The organism is Pseudomonas kermanshahensis (assembly GCF_014269205.2).
In the GTDB taxonomy this organism is placed as follows: Bacteria; Pseudomonadota; Gammaproteobacteria; order Pseudomonadales; family Pseudomonadaceae; genus Aquipseudomonas; species Aquipseudomonas kermanshahensis.
Map to the genome: position 1 here is coordinate 3,204,071 of NZ_JABWRY020000001.1, position 18,741 is coordinate 3,222,811.

Below are 18,741 nucleotides of genomic sequence, written 5' to 3' on the forward strand. Positions count from 1 at the left end.
AAAGCGTAAGCGCCAGGGACAACAAAATAACTGATAGTCGGTGGACACCATAACAAGACGGGACCACCTTGATGTCCACTGCACACGCGCCCTCCCTCGCCTGCGCTTCCCGCAGCACACGACCTGCGTCAAGAAAGGCCACTGTAGCTTGCGCGCTAGGCAACGCCCTGGAGATGTACGACTTCACCATCTACAGCTTTTTTGCCGTGGTGATCGCTAAAAACTTCTTCCCCGCCCAATCAGCAATGGCCTCGTTGCTGTTATCCCTGACCACCTTTGGCGTGGGCTTTTTGATGCGGCCTGTGGGCGCTGTGGTGATTGGCCGTTTTGCCGACCGGCAGGGTCGCAAGGCAGCACTGGGGTTGACCATCGGCTTGATGACCTTGGGCACGGCGATGATCGCGTTCGCGCCCACGTACCACCAGATCGGCGTGCTGGGGACAGTCATTTTGATCGTAGGCCGCCTGACCCAAGGGTTCTCGGCAGGTGGCGAGATCGGCACCGCGTCGGTGTTTCTCATGGAGTCCAGCACCACAGCCAACCGCTGCCACAACGTGAGTTGGCAAGCGGCCAGCCAAGGATACGCCGCGTTGGTTGGTGCTGGCATCGGGCTGTTGTTGAGCAGTTGCCTCACGGCCGATGCGCTGGAGCACTGGGGCTGGCGCATTCCCTTTATGCTGGGTTTGCTGATAGGGCCGGTCGGTTGGTACATCCGCCGCTGCCTGCCGGAAACCCATGAAGCAGAATCCACAAACCAGGGGCACTGGCGTGACCATTTCGACATGCGCCATACGCTGCTTGCCATTGGCCTGATGGCCAGTGCGACCATCAGTATCTATCTGTTCATTTTCTACATGCCTGCGTACCTCACGTCTTCGCTCGGCTACCCGCAACGTAGCGCCCTTGCAGTGGCCTGTGTCGCCAGCGCCTGCCTGGCCATCATCACGCCCTTGGCCGGACGCTTTGCCGATCGCCATGTCCTGCGCAAAAAACTGCTGGTCTGGACCATTGCCTTGCCGGTCGTACTTGCAGGCCCTGCCCTGTATGTACTGAGTCTGAGCAACAACCTGATGCTGGCCATGCTGGTTATCGCAGTCTTGGTACTGCCTGGCTGCATAGGCTCCGGGGCGTTCTTCGCGCTGATCATGGAAGCCTTCCCGAAACGCTCGCGCGCGCTGGGTACGGCAGTGAGCTACAGCTTCGGCGTGACGCTGTTCGGCGGCTTTTCGCCCTTGATTGCCACCTGGCTGACCGGTGCACTCGAAAGCCCCCTAGCGCCCGCCCTCTATCTGTTCGTCGGCGGTGTGATCAGCCTGATCTGCCTGGCGCTATACCCTGAAAACCCTGGACGGGAATGACCCTATGAATACCCTCACCGCTGCCGCTTCGCTGGCAGAACTCGAAGCCTTCGTCCGCCTGCGACGCGAAATTCATAGCCTCCCCGAGCTGGGTGGCGACACGCCTGTCACTGCGCAGTTGGTGGCAGACAAACTGGCCTCCTGGGGCTATGAGGTGCACTGCGGTATCGGCGGCCATGGGCTAGTCGGGGTACTGCGCAAAGGCACCAGCACCCGCAGCATCGGCTTACGTGCCGACATGGACGCACTGCCCATGCAGGAAGCAAACCCCTTTACCCACGCCAGCCGCATTGACGGGCGCATGCATGCCTGTGGCCATGACGGGCATACCGCGATTCTGCTTGCCGCGGCCTGGCGCATCGCGCAGTCAGTCGAATTCGATGGCACGCTCAACCTGATTTTCCAACCGGATGAAGAAGGGTTGTGCGGCGCCAAAGCGATGATGGATGACGGGTTGTTCAGCCGTTTCCCGTGCGACGCCATTTTTGCACTGCACAACCTCCCCGGCGTGCCCGTAGGCACTGCAATCGTGCAAGCCGGACCGACGATGGCCGCTTCGCAGCAAGTCAGCATCCAGATTCAAGGGCGCGGCGGGCATGGTGCCATGCCCGAACGCAGCGTCGACCCGTTCCCGGTAATAGCCAGCCTGATCAATGCCATCCAGACCATCAAGTCGCGCAACCTGGGGGTCGATGAGCATGCCGTGATCAGCATTGGCATGGTCAAGGCCGGCACGGTCTACAACATCATTCCAGACACTGCCTCGATGCTGCTGAGCGTGCGCACCGATACCCCAGCAACCGAGCAGAAGATCAACCGTCGGTTGGAAGAGATTGTGCGTGGGCATGAACAGGTGTATGGCGTGACGATCACCCTTGAAACAGTTCAACTGGCGCCTGCGCTGGTTAACAGCGAGCAGCAAACGCGCCAGGTGCGGCAAAGCTTGGCGCCCTTGTTCGCGCCGCAGGCACTGCTCTCACGCGGCAAAAAGCTGATGGCCACTGAGGATTTCGCCTGGATGCTCACAGAGGTCCCGGGGTGCTACTTCTTCTTGGGGAATGGAGAAGGCGAGTTCCATGGTTGCTCGGTGCACAACCCACATTATGATTTCAATGATGAGTTGATTGGCTTGGGTTCGGATTGTTGGGTGAGGATCGTGCAGGATTGCCTGGGCGACTGAGTGGGCTGTTATTGGGGCTGCTGCGCAGCCCATCGCAGCGGACCCTTTTGCCCTAACCGCCCTACCCCAACAACTGGCTCAACACCGCCCGCAACTTCCCCGGTTTGACGGGCTTGTTCAGCAGCGGCGCGCCAAGCTTCTGCAAGGCCCGCCGGCACTGATCGCTGCGGTCCGCGGTAATGATCACCGCTGGAATGGCGACGGCAAAATGCTCGCGCAAGTGCCTGACCACCTCGCAACCCACAACGCCGTGGTCCAGGTGATAATCCGCCAGGATCAGCTCCGGCGCCTGCCCCCGCAAGGCCAACAGGGCACCGGCCTGATCGGTTGCAGTCACCACCTCACAGCCCCACTGCCCAAGCAGCGCGCCCATGCTTTCGAGGATGCTCACTTCGTTGTCCAACACCAGCAGCCGGCGGCCGGGTAACGGGTTTCCGGCGCTGGCTTGCGGCATAGCCGGGTGAGCAGGCAGCGGCACTTCTGTGCCGATCGGTACCTCGATGCTGAACATCGAGCCACGCCCCGGCCACGATCGTACCTGGACGCGGTAACCGAGAATCTTGGCGATCCGCTCGACGATAGCCAACCCCAGGCCCACGCCTTTGCGATCGGCAGCACGGCCGACGTCCAGTTGGTTGAACTCAAGGAAAACAGCTTCCAACCGATCTTCGGCGATGCCCCGCCCGGTGTCCCAGACCTCCAGGCGCAAGTGGCTGCCGCGACGCCTGGCCCCAAGCAAGATCTTGCCGTCGTCGGTGTAGCGGCAGGCGTTGCTGAGAAAGTTGCGCAAAATCCGTGTCATCAGCCGCAGGTCGGTGTTGATGGCATAGTCGCCAATGTGCGCCCGCAGCTTCAGCCCTTCAGCGTCCGCCACCGAACTGAACTCCGAGACCAGCGGGCCAAACAGCTCGTCGAGGCGGTACAAGGCCACGTCGGGCTTGACCGCCGCCTGATCGAGCCGGGAGATGTCCAACAGGTCGGTCAGCAGGTCTTCGGCGCCCTCCAGGGCCTGGTGGGTACGCTCCACCAGCACCTGCTCCGCCTCCGGCAACTGCCGTTCGCGCAAGGTCGAAATCAACAGGCGGGCGGCATTGAGCGGTTGCAGCAGGTCATGGCTGGCAGCAGCCAGGTATTTGTCCTTGCTGCGGTTAGCGGTTTCGGCGGCGTCGCGGGCATCGCGCAGGGCGCGGGCAATCGCTTTACGCTCGGTGATTTGCTGCTGCAGGTTGCGGTTGGCCTCGAGCAGTTCATCGGTCCGCGCGGCGACCCGTTGTTCGAGTTCGTCGTTGAGTTGCTGCAGGTGCTGCTGGGCCTGCTTACGTTCGGTGATGTCGGCGACAAAACCTTCGACCAGCCCTTCGTGGCCAGGCTTCAGCAGCAGGTTCATCAGCACATCGAGGTGGCTGCCGTCACGGCGCCGCAAGCGGGTTTCGTAGCCGTGCAGGCTGTGTTCGCGCGCGAGCGTCGCAGTGATCGCATGCAGCTCTTCGGCGCCGCCAACAAACAGGTTGGCGGCCAGGTCCGTCAGGGAAAACAGCACCGCCTGCGGGCTGTCGTAGCCAAGCATGCGCGCCAGCGCGGGGTTGGCGGCGCGCATGCCTTCTTGCAGGCTGGCCTGGAAAATCCCGTGGACGGCATTTTCGAACAGCCATTTGTAGCGGTTGCGTTCGGCCTCCAGCTCGTCCAGGCGGGCTGCCAGCTCCGGGTAATGGCTCTTGCGTGCCGAGTGGTCGCCCAGCCCCAGCAGCCCGGCGAGCGCTCGCTGCTGCTCGTCAGAGGGCCTCGCCATAAACGACCTCGACATCACGCTGGCTCGACGCGCGGGGGTTGGTGAGGATGCACGGGTCATCCATCGCATGTTGCGACAGGAACGGGATGTCGGACGTACGCACCCCATGCAGGCCCAGGGTTTCGTGGAAGCCGATCGCGTGCTTCAGGGCGATCAGGTGGTCCACCAGGCGCCCGCAGATCTGCCGGTGGTTAAGGCCGCGGCAGTCGATGCCGAACACCTCGGCAATCACCTTGAAACGCTCGGGTGCCGAGCTGTAGTTGAACGCCACCACGTGCTCCACCAACACCGCGTTGCACAAGCCGTGGGGCAAGTCGAGGAAGCCGCCCAGGCTGTGGGACATGGCGTGGACCGCACCCAGAATCGCATTGGAAAACGCCAGCCCCGCCTGCATGCTGCCCAGCATGATCTTCTCGCGCAGGGCGATATCGGTCGGGTTGGCGATCATCTGTACCAAATTGCCATTGATCAAGCGCATGGCTTCCAGCGCATGGGGGTCGGTCAACGGCCCGTGGCCGGTGGACACAAACGCCTCGATGGCATGCACGAGCGCATCGATGCCGGTGCAGGCAGACAGGAACGGGTCCATGCTCAGGGTGGTTTGCGGGTCGATCAGCGAGACGTCGGGCACCACCGCCTTGCTGACGATGGAGAACTTCATGCGCTCCTGCTGGTTGGAAATGATCACGAACTGCGACACGTCCGCCGAGGTGCCAGCCGTGGTGGGGATGAGGATCAGCGGCGGGCTGGGCACGCGGATCATGTCCACCCCTTCGAACTCGAGAATACTGCGCCCGTGGGCGACCACGATGCCGATCGCCTTGCCGCAATCCATCGGGCTACCGCCGCCGACGGCGACGATCACGTCACAGTGGTTTTCCCGGTAGATCTCGGCACCGAGCATGACCTCTTCGACCCGCGGGTTGGGCGACACGGCCGTGTACAGGCAGTAGTCGATGCCTTGGGCCTGCAGGCTGGCCTCGACATCCGCCACCCAACCCGCAGCAATTACGCCGGGGTCGCTGACCACCAACACCTTGCGCGCACCGAAGGTCTTGGCGTAATTGGCGACGTTGTGCCGGCAGCCGGCACCAAAGATGATTTCAGGCGAAACGAACTTGCGAAGCGGGCTGAAACTCTGGCTCATTGGAAAGCCTGTTCTTATTGTTCTGGAAGGTAATCGCCAGCGTAAAGCATCCCGCGGCGAAAGCAACCAGACCAAAGCGGGGGCCCAGCCTAGCCACGAAAAATCAGCCGCGACGCCTGCTCGTTGCGCAGGGTCAGCTGCGCTATGCCCTGCCCCGCTGTTTGCGCTTGCTCCCGGGCCTTGAGGATCACCCCGTGGTGCGGCGACTTGCTGCACACCGGGTCGGCATTGGCGGCATCGCCGGTGAGCATGTACGCCTGGCAGCGGCAGCCGCCCAAGTCCTGGTGCTTTTCATCGCACGAGCGACAGGGCTCCTTCATCCAATCATTACCACGGTAGCGGTTGAAGCCAAAAGAATCGTTCCAGATGTGCTCGATGCTGTGCTCGCGCACGTTGGGGAAAGCCACCGGCAACTGGCGGGCGCTGTGGCACGGCAGCGCAGTGCCGTCTGGGGTGATATCGAGAAACAGGTTGGCCCAGCCGTTCATGCAGGCCTTGGGGCGTTCTCCGTAGTAGTCCGGCGTGACGAAAATCAGCTTGCACGGATGCCCCTCCGCCTCCAGCCGCTGGCGATACCCTTGGGTAATGGCTTCGGCCCGCTGCAATTGCTCGCGGGTCGGCAGCAGGCCGGCACGGTTGAGCTCGGCCCAACCGTAGAACTGGCAGGTCGCCAGTTCCACGAAGTCCGCCTGCAACGCCAGGCACAGCTCAATGATGTCGGCAATCTGGTCGATATTGTGCCGATGGGTCACGAAGTTCAGCACCATCGGGTAACCCTGGGCCTTGACTGCCTTGGCCATCGCCAGCTTCTGGGCGAACGCTTTGCGCGAGCCGGCCAGCATGTTGTTGACCGCCTCATCTGCGGCCTGGAAGCTGATCTGGATATGGTCGAGCCCGGCGACCTTGAAGTCGCGGACTTTCTGCTCGGTCAGGCCAATACCCGAGGTAATCAGGTTGGTGTAGTAGCCCATGTCCCGCGCGGCCTTGATCAGCTGCGCCAGGTCCTGACGCACCAGCGGTTCGCCGCCTGAAAAGCCCAACTGCGCGGCGCCCATCGCCCGCGCTTCGCGGAACACGCGGATCCACTCCTCAGTGCTCAGCTCCTGGCCATGTTGGGCAAAGTCCAACGGGTTGGAACAATACGGGCATTGCAACGGGCAGCGGTACGTCAGCTCCGCCAGCAACCACAGCGGCGGCCCCGGGCGGGTGTCATTCGATCCAGTGCTTGCCACGGGCCACCTCCAGAAACGCCAGCACATCCTCGTCCAGCCCCTGTACATCGGGGAAGCGCTGCGCCAAGCCGTCGATGATCGCCGCTACGCACCGTTGGCCGTCCAGCAACTCCAACACCCAACCGGCGCTGGCATTGAGCTTGATCATGCCCTCGGGGTACAGCAGCACATGGCAATCCTGGCGCGGCTCCCATTGCAGGCGGTAGCCACGGCGCAACCCCAGCACCTGTTCGCCGTCGATCAGTTTCACAGGGCGATCCCCCGATGCCAGACGTTTTCCTGGGTCACGCTGTGATAAGGCGGCCGCTCCAGCTCATACGCCATGCTCATGGCATCGAGCATGCTCCAGAGCACGTCGAGCTTGAACTGCAGAATCTCCAGCATCCGCTGCTGGCCGGCACGCGTCACGTAATACGCCAAGGTGATACGCAGGCCATGTTCGACGTCGCGCCGCGCCTGGCCCAGGCGTGTGCGGAAGTAGTCGTAGCCGGCGGCATCGATCCACGGGTAGTGCTGGGGCCAGCTGTCCAGGCGCGACTGATGGATCTGCGGCGCGAACAGTTCGGTCAGCGAGCTGCTGGCAGCCTCCTGCCAGCCTGCGCGGCGGGCGAAATTGACGTAGGCGTCCACGGCAAAACGCACCCCAGGCAGGACCATCTCCTGGGAGAGGATGCGCTCACGCGTCAGCCCGACCGCCTCCCCCAGGCGCAACCAGGCTTCGATACCGCCTTCGCTGCCCGGCGCGCCATCGTGGTCGAGCACCCGTTGCAACCATTGCCGGCGCACTTCGCGGTCCGGGCAGTTGGCGAGGATTGCCGCGTCCTTGAGCGGGATGTTGACCTGGTAGTAGAAGCGGTTGGCAACCCAGCCCTGAATCTGCTCACGGGTCGCACGCCCGGCATACATCGCCTGATGGAAGGGATGGTGGATATGGTAATAGGCGCCCTTGGCACGCAAGGCCGCTTCGAATTCAGGGGGTGTCATGGGGGTGTCGGTCATTGCGGTTCTCCAGGGCACGCGGTGCCAGCCCTTACAGCGTGATAGACAAGCCGTCGTACGCCACTTCAATCCCCCGTCGATCCAGCAAGGCCCGTTCGGCCGAGTCTTCATCGAGGATCGGGTTGGTGTTGTTGATGTGGATGAGGATCTTGCGCTGGCGGCTGAAGCCCTCCAGCACCTCGAGCATGCCACCGGGGCCACTCTGCGCCAGGTGGCCCATTTCGCTGCCCAGGCTTTGGCCGACTTCGCACACTCGCATCTCGTCGTCGCGCCACAGCGTGCCGTCCAGCAGCAGGCAGTCGGCATGGCGCATCCAGCTCGCCACCTCGGCATCGACCTGCCCCAGGCCCGGCGCGTAGAACACCGAGGCACCGGTGCGCCGGTCCTCGATGAGCAGGCCAAGGGTGTCGCCCGGCTGCGGGTTGCCGCGGTTGGGCGAATACGGCGGCGCGTTGCTCACCAACGGGATCGCGCGAAATTGCAGGTTTGGGCAGGCAGCGATGCGAAACGGTTCGCGGTCCAGGCCGATGCATTGCCACTGCAGGCCACCGTTCCAGTGCTTGAGCAGGGTGAACAGCGGGAAACCGCTACTCAGGTCTTCACGCACCCGCTCAGTGCACCACACCGTGTGCGGGCAGCCTTCGCGCAGGCTGAGCAGGCCCGTGCAATGGTCGATCTGGCTGTCCAGCAGCACCACCGCGCCAATTGCCGTGTCGCGCAGGCGGCGCGCCGGTTGCAAAGCGGGGAAGCTTTCGAGCTGGACGCGGATGTCGGGTGAAGCGTTGCACAGGATCCACTGCTCGCCATCATCGCTCACCGCGATCGAAGACTGCGTGCGCCGCTGCGCCCTCAGGCTGCCATTACGCACACCGGTGCATTGGCGACAGTTGCAGTTCCACTGCGGAAAACCTCCGCCAGCGGCGGAGCCGAGAACACGAATGTGCATGGACAACGATCCCCAGAGAAGGAACGGCCATCGCTACGATGGCCGCAGAGCCATCAACGATTGGCGAAATACATCGTCACTTCGAAGCCAATGCGCAGGTCGGTAAAGGCGGGTTTAGTCCACATGGGGCAGTCCTCTTCTTGTGCCGGGCAATTCCGGTAGAGGCATTAATGCACGGGGGGCGGCGGGGCCGAATGCTACTTTGGAACGAACTTGCCGCGTGCGTTGGTAGGGGGTGACGCGGGCTTTTACCCACACGGGTGACGCACGCGGGGAGGCGCCCACCCAGAGCCCTCCCCACGTGCGTCGTTGCATCCAGGCCTGGCGGCACCCTACCGCCGGGCCTGTGTGCCCTTAGAAGAAGCCCAGCGGATTGATGTCATAGCTCACCAGCAGGTTCTTGGTCTGCTGGTAGTGGTCGAGCATCATCTTGTGGGTCTCGCGGCCCACGCCGGATTTCTTGTAACCGCCAAACGCAGCATGCGCCGGGTACAGGTGGTAGCAGTTGGTCCACACGCGGCCAGCTTTGATCGCCCGGCCCATGCGGTAGGCGCGGTTGATGTCACGGGTCCACAGGCCTGCGCCCAGGCCGAACTCGCTGTCGTTGGCGATGGCCAGCGCTTCGGCTTCGTCCTTGAAGGTGGTCACGCCCACCACCGGGCCGAAGATCTCCTCCTGGAACACGCGCATCTTGTTGTGGCCCTTGAGCAGGGTCGGCTGAATGTAGTACCCGGTGGCCAGGTCACCGTCGAGCCGCTCGGCAGCGCCGCCGGTGAGCAACTGCGCGCCCTCCTCCTTGGCAATCTCCAGGTAGGAGAGAATCTTGTCGTATTGCTGCTCGGAGGCCTGGGCACCCACCATGGTGTCAGTGTCCAGCGGGTTGCCACGGGTGATCTTGGCGATCTTCTTCATCACCTCGGCCATGAACGGCTCGTAGATCGATTCCTGGATCAGCGCCCGCGACGGGCAGGTGCACACCTCGCCCTGGTTGAAGAACGCCAGCACCAGGCCTTCGGCGGCCTTTTCGATGAACGCAGGCTCGGCCTGCATGATGTCTTCAAAGAAGATGTTCGGCGATTTGCCGCCCAGCTCGACAGTAGACGGGATGATGTTCTCGGCCGCGCATTTCATGATGTGCGAGCCCACCGGGGTGGAGCCAGTAAAGGCGATCTTGGCAATGCGCTTGCTGGTGGCCAGGGCCTCACCGGCTTCACGGCCAAAGCCCTGGACAATGTTCAACACACCTGCTGGCAGCAGGTCGGCGATCAGCTCGGCGAAAATAGTGATCGACAACGGGGTCTGTTCAGCGGGTTTGAGCACCACGCAGTTACCGGCGGCCAGGGCCGGGGCGAGCTTCCAGGCGGCCATCAGCAGCGGGAAGTTCCACGGGATGATCTGCCCGACCACACCCAGGGGTTCGTGGAAATGGTAGGCCGTGGTCAGCTCGTTGATCTCTGCCGCCCCACCTTCCTGGGCACGGATGCAGCCGGCAAAGTAACGGAAGTGGTCCGCCGCCAGCGGCACGTCGGCATTGAGGGTTTCGCGGACGGCCTTGCCGTTGTCCCAGCTTTCGCTGACGGCCAGCACTTCCAGGTTTTGCTCGATGCGGTCGGCGATCTTAAGCAGCACCAGGGCGCGGTCTTGCACCGAGGTTTTGCCCCAGGCGTCGGCAGCGGCATGCGCGGCGTCCAGGGCGTGATCAATGTCCGCGGCGGTGGAGCGTGGGAATTCGGCAATCGGCTGGCCATTGACCGGCGAGCTGTTGGTGAAGTACTGGCCACCGGACGGCGGCACGAACTCGCCGCCGATGAAATTGCCGTAGCGGGGTTTGAACGACACGATGGCGCCTGGGGTTCCGGGTTGTGCGTAGATCATGCTGAGCCTCTGCGGGTCGATGCCTGTCCAACGACAGGCGATGGACCGATGGTAAAAAGCCCCGCGTGCCAGACGTATGCATCGTTGGCAGCGGAGCTCTCGTCATTTGGTAGTAGGGGCGCAAGCGGCCCGGTGTCAGCTTTGCGGCTTGGCGCTGGGTGCTGGCGCCTCGGCACTGGCCGCTTGCTGCAGCTGTTTAGGCAACTTGAAAGTCCAGAGCATGCCGCCCTGGTTGAAGTCCTTCACCCGCTTGGCCACTTCGCCGCCCCACAGCGGCACCGCGCCGCCCCAACCAGACAGCACTGAGACGTACTGCTCGCCGTCCATTTCCCAGGTCACGGGCGAGCCAAGTACGCCGGAGCCCGTCTGGAACTCCCAGACTTTCTCGCCGGTCTTGGCGTTGAACGCCTGCAGGAAACCTTCCGGCGTGCCGGTGAACACCAGGTTGCCTTTGGTGGTCAGTACCCCGCCCCACAATGGCGCGAAGTTCTTGTGGCGCCACACTTCCTTGCCGCTGACGGGGTCGATGGCGCGCAGCACGCCGATGTAGTCTTCGTTGAGCGGTTTGATGGTGAAACCGGCCCCGAGGAACGCCGCGCCCTTCTTGTAGGCGATCCCTTCGTTCCAGATGTCCATGCCCCATTCGTTGGACGGTACGTAGAACAGCCCGGTGTCCCTGTTGTAGGCCATGGGCATCCAGTTCTTGGCGCCGAGGAAGGCCGGTGCGACGAACACGGAACTGCCCTTGGCCTCAGTGCCCGGTGCCCCTGGCCGGCTGGCCTCGTTGTAGATCGGGCGGCCATTCTTGTCCAGGCCGGTTGCCCAGGTGATCTTGTCGACGAAGGGGAAGCCGCGGATGAATTTGCCATTGGTGCGGTCCAGCACGTAGAAGAAGCCGTTGCGGTCAGCGGTTGCGGCGGCCTTGACCTCCTTGCCGCCGTCCTTGTAGTTGAACGAGATCAGCTCGTTGACGCCGTCGAAATCCCAGCCGTCATGGGGCGTGCTCTGGAAGTGCCATTTGATGGTGCCGTCGTCCGGGTTCAGGGCCAGGCGCGACGAGGAATACAGGTTGTCGCCTGGGCGCAGGTGGGAGTTCCACGGCGCCGGGTTGCCAGTGCCGAACAGCAACAGGTTGGTTTCAGGGTCGTAGTAACCGCCCAGCCACGGCGCTGCACCACCGGTCTTCCACAGGTCGCCGGGCCAGGTCTTGCCCGCCTCGCCGCCCGAGATACCGTTCTCGATGGCCTTGCCGTCTTTGTAGACGTAGCCCATGTGCCCTTCCACGGTCGGGCGCATCCACAGCAGTTCGCCGTTCTCCGGGTTGTACGCCTGGATCTTGCCCACCACGCCAAACTCGCCCCCGGCCACACCGGTGATCAGCTTGCCGTTGACGATCATCGGCGCGGCGCTGATGGAATAGCCTTCCTTGTGGTCGGCGACCTTCTTGCTCCAGACCACCTTGCCGGTGTCTTTGTTCAGGGCCACCAGCTTGGCATCCAGGGTGCCGAAGAACACCAGGTCGCCGTACAGCGCCACGCCGCGGTTGATCACGTCACAGCAAGGGCGGATGTCATCTGGCAGGCGCGCATCGTATTGCCAGAGTTTTTTGCCGGTACGGGCGTCGACGGCGAACACCCGCGAGTAGGAGCCGGTCATGTACATCACGCCGTCCTTGATCAGCGGCTGGGCCTGCTGGCCGCGCTGCTTCTCACCGCCGAACGAAAAGGCCCAGACTGGCCGCAGTTCCTTGACGTTGCCGACATTGAGCAGGTCCAGCGGGCTGTAGCGCTGGCCCTGGACCCCCAGGCCATTGGTCACGATCTGCTGCGGGTTTTTCGGGTCCTGGAGGATTTCTTCATCGCTGACAGCGGCCTGTGCCGCGCCGGACAGCAGCATGGCGCTGAGCACCAGGCTCACGGCGAACAAGGGACGACGTGGGGATCGGGTCATGACGGCTACCTTTGGTTTTTTTGTTGTGCCCGGGAAATTTTCCCGGTGTGCCGAGAATTCTTGTGCCCGACCTGCTTGCCAACAATTGCCCGCAATGTGGAGTTTTCTAGTTCCTTGGTACAGGGCCTGCCCTCACGCGGCCCGGTGTAGGAGCGGCCTTGCGTCGCGAAAGGGCTGCGAAGCAGCCCCAGCAATTTCAGCGGTGATGCAGAAATCCCGGGGCCGCTTCGCAGCCCTTTCGCGACGCAAGGCCGCTCCTACAAATAGGCCGAGTTAACTCATCAGAGAGGCGGCTTGCCGTCGATACGCTGCAACCGCAAACGCTCATACCGCGGGTACAGGTGACTGACGCTGCGAATCAACTCATAACGGGTCAGGCTGATACCGGCAAACCGCTCAGGGATCGGGCTGCGGATCATCTCGACCATGTCATCCCCACGCGCTGCCCCCTCGCGCATCAGGCCATCCAGCCAGCCCAGGTAATCACGCATCTGCGCAAAAGGCTTAGCATCGCTGGCCACCGGCCCATGCCCCGGCACGAGCTGCTTCCAGGGCAAGGCCTGCAAGGTGTCCAGGTCCTTGAGCCAAACGTCCAGCCCTGGGCTGTTGGGGGTGGTCAAGGCGCGCTCGTAAAACACCAAATCGCCGGCAAACAGCACGCCAGTCTTCTCATCGAGAATCGCCAGGTCGGCGCCGGTATGCCCGCCCAGCGCCAACAGCCGCAACCGGTGCCCACCCACCTCATGCACACCCGGTTCCAGCACCCGGGTCGGCAGCACCACCTCGGTGCCGCGCATCCAGTCACCGACCAGGCGGTACATGTTCTCGGCCATCGCCTCGCCCTGCTGGCGTAACAGGTCGCCTGTGCCAGCCAGGGCACCGATGGGCACATCGGTAAAGGCCTGGTTGCCCAGCACATGGTCGGGGTGATGGTGGGTCAGCAGCACTTCAACCACCGGCTTGTCGGTGGTGGCGGCAATAGCCTGGCGCAGGGCCTCGCCGTAGCGCTTGGACGGCCCGCTGTCGATCACCACCACGCCGCTGTCGGTGACGATGAACGCGGTATTGACGATATTGCCGCCGTTGGCCTTGGCGAAATTGTCGGTGCTGCCCTCCAGCAGCCAAGTGCCTTCCGCGATTTGCCGGGGCGTGAGTCGATAGTCCAAGTCAGCCCAGGCCGGTAGGCCTAGGCACAGCAACAACAGCAGCATCCAACGCATGACAGGCGCCTCTGGTCAGGGGGTGAAGGCGAGCAACGCGCTCAGGGCACCGCCGCTTCGAACTGGTTACCGCTGTTGTCCCGCAACAGTAGCCGGGTAAGCCCGGGGCCCTGGATATCGAACCCCAGGTTGGGGTTCTCGCTGACTGCCGGATACAGCGCGAGGCTGGCCAGGCGCTGGCCATCGGCGCCTTGCAATTCGGCATGTTCGAGGAAGAACTCAGGGATGCCGCTGACCAGGCCGTTGTCCATCGGGTGGGACACCTGCAGGCGCAAGCGGCTGCCATCACCGCGCGGGTAGCGCCCGCCTAGCACCTCACCGACATGCTCCTCCCAGCCAGGTTGGGTACGCACTACGCTGGGTGCGGTACAACCACCGCCTGCCGCATCGATCAGGGTCGAGCCGACATGCCACAGGCCGTCACGCGTCAGCACCGCAGCGCGCAGCGGTGTGGCTTGTTCGATGCGGATGCGGATCGACAGCCACGGCAGCACACGTTCGCCAGGCTCGAAGTCGACAATACGCGGCAGGGGGTTGAGTTCGGCCCAGGCGAGAATCCGTACCACGTCGCCCGCGAATGCGCGGGCGTCGATCTCCAGCGGCACTTGCCGGGCGTCCTCGGCAAAGGGCGGCGCCAGCAGCTTGACCCGCTCATCGAAAACGAACGGCGCTTGCCCCAGCAGTTGCTTGTGGTAGAAATCCCACATCACCGAGGGCACCGGGTCGGTCTTGCTGCTCGGTTCACCGGCCTGGGCTGCCCAAGGCATCCAGCAGGCCAGCAGTAAGGTCGCCCGCCAGTTCATTGGTACATCTCCGGGACCTCGTAGCGCAGGCCGTAGGTGGCGTACAGCGCCTTCAGCCGGCCATCGCGGATCATCGCCTCGAGGGCTTCCTCCACCGCATAGGCCAACTGCCGGTTGCTTTCATGCACGGCCATGCCGATGTCCCATGCCTGCTTGCCCAAGTTCGGGTAGGCGTTTTCCGCCAGGGCCAGTTGCGGGTCGGCGGCCTGATGCAACTGCCAGTCAACCTCGCCGCGCATCGCCATCACCGCGTCCACCTGGCCGGCCTGTAGCGCGCCGAACGCCTGTTGCACGCTGGGGTAATGGTGGGTGTTGGCGCTGAGCATGCCGTTGAACACCGAGGTCAGGTAGAACGACGGCACACTGTCCACCTCGACCCCGATGGGGTGCTGCTGGAACACCGCGACACTGGCCACCGAGGGCAGGCGGCGGCGGTCATAGGCCACCTGCCAGCGCTCCTCCTGATAGGGGCCGAACATCACCACCTGGGCGTTTTCCAGCTCGCCCAGCTCGTTGCGCTTCTGCGCGTAGGCGTGGTCGTAGGGCACCCGCATCATCAGGTCGGCCAACTGCTGGTGGCGCAGCGGGCTGCCGCGCCAGATGTAGTCGCGCAGGTCGTCGTCGAGCTTTTCCCCTGGCGGCGCCCAGATCAATTGCAGGTGCACCCCCAAGGCCGTGGCCAGCGCTTGCGCCAGCTCCACATCGACGCCACGCGGCTGGCCGTGGTCCTCGAAGCTGTAGGGCGCGAAATCCTTGTACACCGCCACCTTCAATTCACCGGCAGCGATGATCGCGTCGTAGTTGCGCACCTGAGCCTGCACTGCCGCACAGCACAGCAGCAGGCCACTCAACAGCACGGCCGACAGACGCATGGCGATCACTCCTCGACGTGCACGCTGTCCAGGTAGGTGCGTACCGCCCACAGGGCTTCCTGGCTCAGGTAATCGGCCATCTTCGGCATGTACACCCGCCCGTCACGCACCGCGCCGTGGCGCACCCGCTCGACGAACCACTCATCCCCGGCCTCGCCCACATCGAGCAGGCGCAAATCCGGGGCGATACCGCCAGACTTGGCTTCCAGGCCATGGCAGGCAGCGCAGTTCTGGTTGTAGGCCGAGGCGCCGATTTCCACGGCTTTGTCGTGCTCTGGGGAGGTGCGGTACGGGTTGACCGCGGCCCAGCCGTCGCCGTCCAGGCTTACCCCGGCGTCTTTGATCGGGGTCAGGCCCTGGGTTTCCACCGCCTGGGGCACCACATTGCCATGAGCCCACACCGTGCCCGTCAGCAAAGCACCGGCCAGCAGGCCTGTAGCGAGCAAGACGTTGCGTTTTTTTGTCATTGTTATGCCCTCAAGATTGCACGCAAGGCCTCAACCACAGAGGCCGTGCCGCCATCTTAGAAACAGCCCGCGCGCGGCCGTATGCTGCTTTGGTGGCCGGGCCTTACTCCCTTGGTAGTAGGGCTTGTGGCGAAGGGCCAAATGAGGTGCCGCCCGGGAACTATTCCCGGCAAGGGCGGGACTTTTTCCGTATCCCCAGCCGCCGTCCCGCCGCCACCCTGTGCAGGCCAAAACCTCCACAGGGAACTGCAACCATGACAATAAGATCGCTACCCGCCCTTTCCCCTCTGGCCCTCAGCGTGCGGGCCCTGCTGCTGGCCGGTAGCCTGGCCCTCTGCACGGCGGCCACCGCGGCCACCGCCCCCGCGGCACCTGCCAGCAAGAACGTGACCTGGGAAGACATCGCCAACGACCACCTGACCACCCAGGACGTGCTGCAATACGGCATGGGCACCAATGCCCAGCGCTGGAGCCCGCTGGCCCAGGTCAACGACCAGAACGTGTTCAAGCTGACCCCAGCCTGGTCCTATTCCTTCGGCGACGAGAAACAGCGCGGCCAGGAATCGCAGGCCATCGTCAGCGACGGCGTGGTCTACGTCACCGGCTCCTACTCGCGGGTATTTGCCCTCGACGCCAAGACCGGCAAACGCCTGTGGACCTACAACCACCGCCTGCCAGACAACATTCGCCCGTGCTGCGACGTGGTCAACCGCGGGGCGGCCATCTTCGGCGACAAGATCTACTTCGGCACCCTCGACGCCCGCCTCATCGCCCTCGACAAGCGCACCGGCAAGGTGGTGTGGAACAAGAAGTTCGGCGACCACAGCGCCGGCTACACCATGACCGGCGCCCCAGTGCTGATCAAAGACAAGACCAGCGGCAAGGTGTTGCTGATCCACGGCAGCTCTGGCGATGAGTTCGGCGTGGTCGGCCAGTTGTTCGCCCGCGACCCGGACACCGGCGAAGAAGTGTGGATGCGGCCCTTCGTCGAAGGCCACATGGGCCGCCTGAACGGCAAGGACAGCACCCCGACCGGCGACGTCAAGGCGCCGTCCTGGCCAGACGACCCGACCACCGAGACCGGCAAGGTCGAGGCCTGGAGCCACGGCGGCGGCGCACCCTGGCAGAGCGCCAGTTTCGACCCCGAGAGCAACACCATCATCGTCGGTGCCGGCAACCCTGGCCCTTGGAACACCTGGGCGCGCACGTCCAAGGACGGCAACCCCCACGACTACGACAGCCTCTACACCTCGGGCCAGGTCGGCGTCGACCCCAGCACCGGCGAGGTGAAGTGGTTCTACCAGCACACGCCGAACGATGCCTGGGACTTCTCCGGCAACAACGAGCTGGTGCTGTTCGATTACAAAGACAAGGACGGCAAGGTGGTCAAGGCCACCGGCCACGCCGACCGCAACGGCTTCTTCTACGTGGTGGACCGCAACAACGGCAAATTGCAGAACGCCTTCCCCTTCGTCGACAACATCACCTGGGCCAGCCATATCGACCTCAAGACCGGCCGCCCGGTGGAAAACCCCGGCCAGCGGCCAGCCAAGCCGCTGCCGGGTGAAACCAAGGGCAAGCCGGTGGAAGTCTCGCCGCCGTTCCTGGGGGGCAAGAACTGGAACCCCATGGCCTACAGCCAGGACACCGGCCTGTTCTACATCCCCGGCAACCAGTGGAAGGAGGAGTACTGGACCGAAGAAGTGAACTACAAGAAGGGCTCGGCCTACCTGGGCATGGGCTTCCGGATCAAGCGTATGTATGACGACCACGTCGGCACCTTGCGCGCCATGGACCCGGCCACCGGCAAGCTGGTCTGGGAGCACAAAGAGCATCTGCCACTGTGGGCCGGCGTACTGGCGACCAAGGGCAACCTGGTGTTCACCGGCACTGGCGACGGCTTCTTCAAGGCCTTCGACGCCAAGACGGGCAAGGAGCTGTGGAAGTTCCAGACCGGCAGCGGCATCGTCTCGCCACCCATCACCTGGGAACAGGACGGCGAGCAGTACATCGGCGTGACCGTGGGCTATGGCGGCGCGGTGCCGCTGTGGGGCGGCGACATGGCCGAACTGACCAAGCCGGTGGCCCAGGGCGGCTCGTTCTGGGTGTTCAAGATCCCAAGCTGGGACAACAAGACCGCGCAGCGGTGATCGCCTGCGGGGAGCGCCCAGCGCGCTCCCCGCACCTACCCTACTGTCACCCAGAGTCTTCGCTCATGAATTACCTGCCCTTTGCCCTGCTGTTGGTCCTTGCCCCTGCCCTGGCGGTGAATGCCGACGACGACAACGATGCCCCCTTGACCGTCAACGGCTGCGTAATTGCCGAAGGCAGCCAGTGCCCGGGCGCCAACTTGCGTGGCGCCAACCTGGCCAACCAGGACTTGCGCAAGATGAACCTGGCCGGCGCTGACCTGCGCGATGCCGACCTGCGCCATGCCCGCCTGGACCTGGCCAACCTGGAAAAGGCCCGCTTGCAGGGCGCCAACCTGACCCGCGCCAGCCTGCAACAGAGCAACCTGCGGTTGGCAGACCTGAGCCATAGCACGTTGATTGCCATTCAAGGCTGGGGGCTGTTTGCTCAGGGGGCGCAGTTCGAGAAGGCCGACCTCAGTGCGGCGTACCTGCAGTTCGCCAGGCTTTCCGGGGCGAACATGCACCAGGCCAACCTGCGGGCGGCGGACCTGGAGATGGCCTGGCTGAGTAAAACCGACCTGCAAGGGGCCAACCTCGGCGATGCCAACCTGCAGGAAGCCAAATTTGGCCAGAGCAACCTGGCGCAAGCCGACCTGCGTGGGGCGCGGCAGCATTATGGGAATTTTCAGGAGGCAAATATGGAAGGGTGTGCGGGCTGTCCTGGGAGTTGGGATGATTGAGCAGGGTGTTCGCCGTGAGGGGTTTGGCGCC

The 18,741-nt window shown here is 63.7% G+C and carries 17 protein-coding genes; 4 read left to right on the forward strand and 13 right to left on the reverse strand.

Annotated elements, in window-relative coordinates; genetic code table 11:
• Positions 1 to 71: 71 nt before the first annotated feature.
• Both HU764_RS14575 and HU764_RS14580 read left to right on the forward strand, forming a co-directional pair.
• On the forward strand, positions 72 to 1,358 hold the full coding sequence (locus HU764_RS14575; RefSeq protein WP_186676251.1) for an MFS transporter: 1,287 nt from the start codon (positions 72 to 74) through the stop codon (positions 1,356 to 1,358).
• Positions 1,359 to 1,362: 4 nt separating this feature from the next.
• Entirely contained in the window at positions 1,363 to 2,538 is a 1,176-nt protein-coding gene (locus tag HU764_RS14580; protein ID WP_186702737.1) for a M20 aminoacylase family protein, read from the forward strand.
• Positions 2,539 to 2,599: 61 nt separating this feature from the next.
• On the opposite strand, the gene HU764_RS14585 is transcribed toward HU764_RS14580, so the two are convergent.
• The 13 genes from HU764_RS14585 to pedF form a co-directional block, all read right to left on the reverse strand.
• Positions 2,600 to 4,327, reverse strand: coding sequence for a PAS domain-containing hybrid sensor histidine kinase/response regulator (locus HU764_RS14585; RefSeq protein WP_186702738.1), 1,728 nt, complete (start codon positions 4,325 to 4,327; stop codon positions 2,600 to 2,602).
• Positions 4,311 to 5,474: an alcohol dehydrogenase-like regulatory protein ErcA gene (gene ercA / locus HU764_RS14590; protein ID WP_186676248.1), complete on the reverse strand. Its 1,164-nt coding sequence runs from the start codon at positions 5,472 to 5,474 to the stop codon at positions 4,311 to 4,313. The genes HU764_RS14585 and ercA overlap by 17 nt, the downstream gene beginning before the upstream one ends.
• 89 nt (positions 5,475 to 5,563) lie before the next feature.
• Positions 5,564 to 6,706 carry a pyrroloquinoline quinone biosynthesis protein PqqE gene (gene pqqE / locus HU764_RS14595; protein ID WP_186702739.1) on the reverse strand — a complete coding sequence of 381 codons (1,143 nt, stop codon included), beginning with the start codon at positions 6,704 to 6,706 and terminating at the stop codon, positions 5,564 to 5,566.
• The gene (gene pqqD / locus HU764_RS14600) at positions 6,684 to 6,956 is read right to left on the reverse strand and encodes a pyrroloquinoline quinone biosynthesis peptide chaperone PqqD (RefSeq protein ID WP_027596452.1); all 273 of its coding nucleotides are present in this window, start codon (positions 6,954 to 6,956) and stop codon (positions 6,684 to 6,686) included. Before pqqD ends, pqqE begins: the two co-directional genes overlap by 23 nt.
• Positions 6,953 to 7,705 carry a pyrroloquinoline-quinone synthase PqqC gene (gene pqqC, locus HU764_RS14605; protein ID WP_027596451.1) on the reverse strand — a complete coding sequence of 251 codons (753 nt, stop codon included), beginning with the start codon at positions 7,703 to 7,705 and terminating at the stop codon, positions 6,953 to 6,955. The genes pqqD and pqqC overlap by 4 nt, the downstream gene beginning before the upstream one ends.
• Before the next feature lie 31 nt (positions 7,706 to 7,736).
• The gene (gene pqqB / locus HU764_RS14610) at positions 7,737 to 8,651 is read right to left on the reverse strand and encodes a pyrroloquinoline quinone biosynthesis protein PqqB (protein WP_186676246.1); all 915 of its coding nucleotides are present in this window, start codon (positions 8,649 to 8,651) and stop codon (positions 7,737 to 7,739) included.
• Positions 8,652 to 8,704: 53 nt separating this feature from the next.
• Positions 8,705 to 8,776 carry a pyrroloquinoline quinone precursor peptide PqqA gene (gene pqqA / locus HU764_RS14615; protein WP_003253598.1) on the reverse strand — a complete coding sequence of 24 codons (72 nt, stop codon included), beginning with the start codon at positions 8,774 to 8,776 and terminating at the stop codon, positions 8,705 to 8,707.
• A gap of 229 nt (positions 8,777 to 9,005) precedes the next feature.
• Positions 9,006 to 10,526, reverse strand: coding sequence for an acetaldehyde dehydrogenase ExaC (exaC, locus tag HU764_RS14620; protein ID WP_186676243.1), 1,521 nt, complete (start codon positions 10,524 to 10,526; stop codon positions 9,006 to 9,008).
• A 135-nt stretch (positions 10,527 to 10,661) separates the two neighbouring features.
• Complete coding sequence (gene pedH / locus HU764_RS14625) at positions 10,662 to 12,476, reverse strand: PQQ-dependent alcohol dehydrogenase PedH (protein WP_027596448.1); 1,815 nt, start codon at positions 12,474 to 12,476, stop codon at positions 10,662 to 10,664.
• 281 nt (positions 12,477 to 12,757) lie between these two features.
• A complete protein-coding gene (locus HU764_RS14630) occupies positions 12,758 to 13,696 on the reverse strand; it encodes a quinoprotein relay system zinc metallohydrolase 1 (protein ID WP_099429604.1) in 939 nt (312 codons plus the stop codon).
• A gap of 41 nt (positions 13,697 to 13,737) precedes the next feature.
• Complete coding sequence (locus HU764_RS14635; protein ID WP_186676239.1) at positions 13,738 to 14,499, reverse strand: quinoprotein dehydrogenase-associated SoxYZ-like carrier; 762 nt, start codon at positions 14,497 to 14,499, stop codon at positions 13,738 to 13,740.
• Positions 14,496 to 15,371: a substrate-binding periplasmic protein gene (locus HU764_RS14640; RefSeq protein ID WP_027596445.1), complete on the reverse strand. Its 876-nt coding sequence runs from the start codon at positions 15,369 to 15,371 to the stop codon at positions 14,496 to 14,498. Before HU764_RS14640 ends, HU764_RS14635 begins: the two co-directional genes overlap by 4 nt.
• A 5-nt stretch (positions 15,372 to 15,376) precedes the next feature.
• Positions 15,377 to 15,838: a cytochrome c-550 PedF gene (gene pedF / locus HU764_RS14645; RefSeq protein WP_027596444.1), complete on the reverse strand. Its 462-nt coding sequence runs from the start codon at positions 15,836 to 15,838 to the stop codon at positions 15,377 to 15,379.
• Positions 15,839 to 16,092: 254 nt separating this feature from the next.
• Between pedF and exaA the strand changes: the two genes are divergently transcribed.
• Positions 16,093 to 17,988 carry a quinoprotein ethanol dehydrogenase gene (exaA, locus tag HU764_RS14650; protein WP_033694345.1) on the forward strand — a complete coding sequence of 632 codons (1,896 nt, stop codon included), beginning with the start codon at positions 16,093 to 16,095 and terminating at the stop codon, positions 17,986 to 17,988.
• A 65-nt stretch (positions 17,989 to 18,053) separates the two neighbouring features.
• A complete protein-coding gene (locus HU764_RS14655) occupies positions 18,054 to 18,710 on the forward strand; it encodes a pentapeptide repeat-containing protein (RefSeq protein ID WP_186676214.1) in 657 nt (218 codons plus the stop codon).
• Positions 18,711 to 18,741 lie beyond the last annotated feature (31 nt).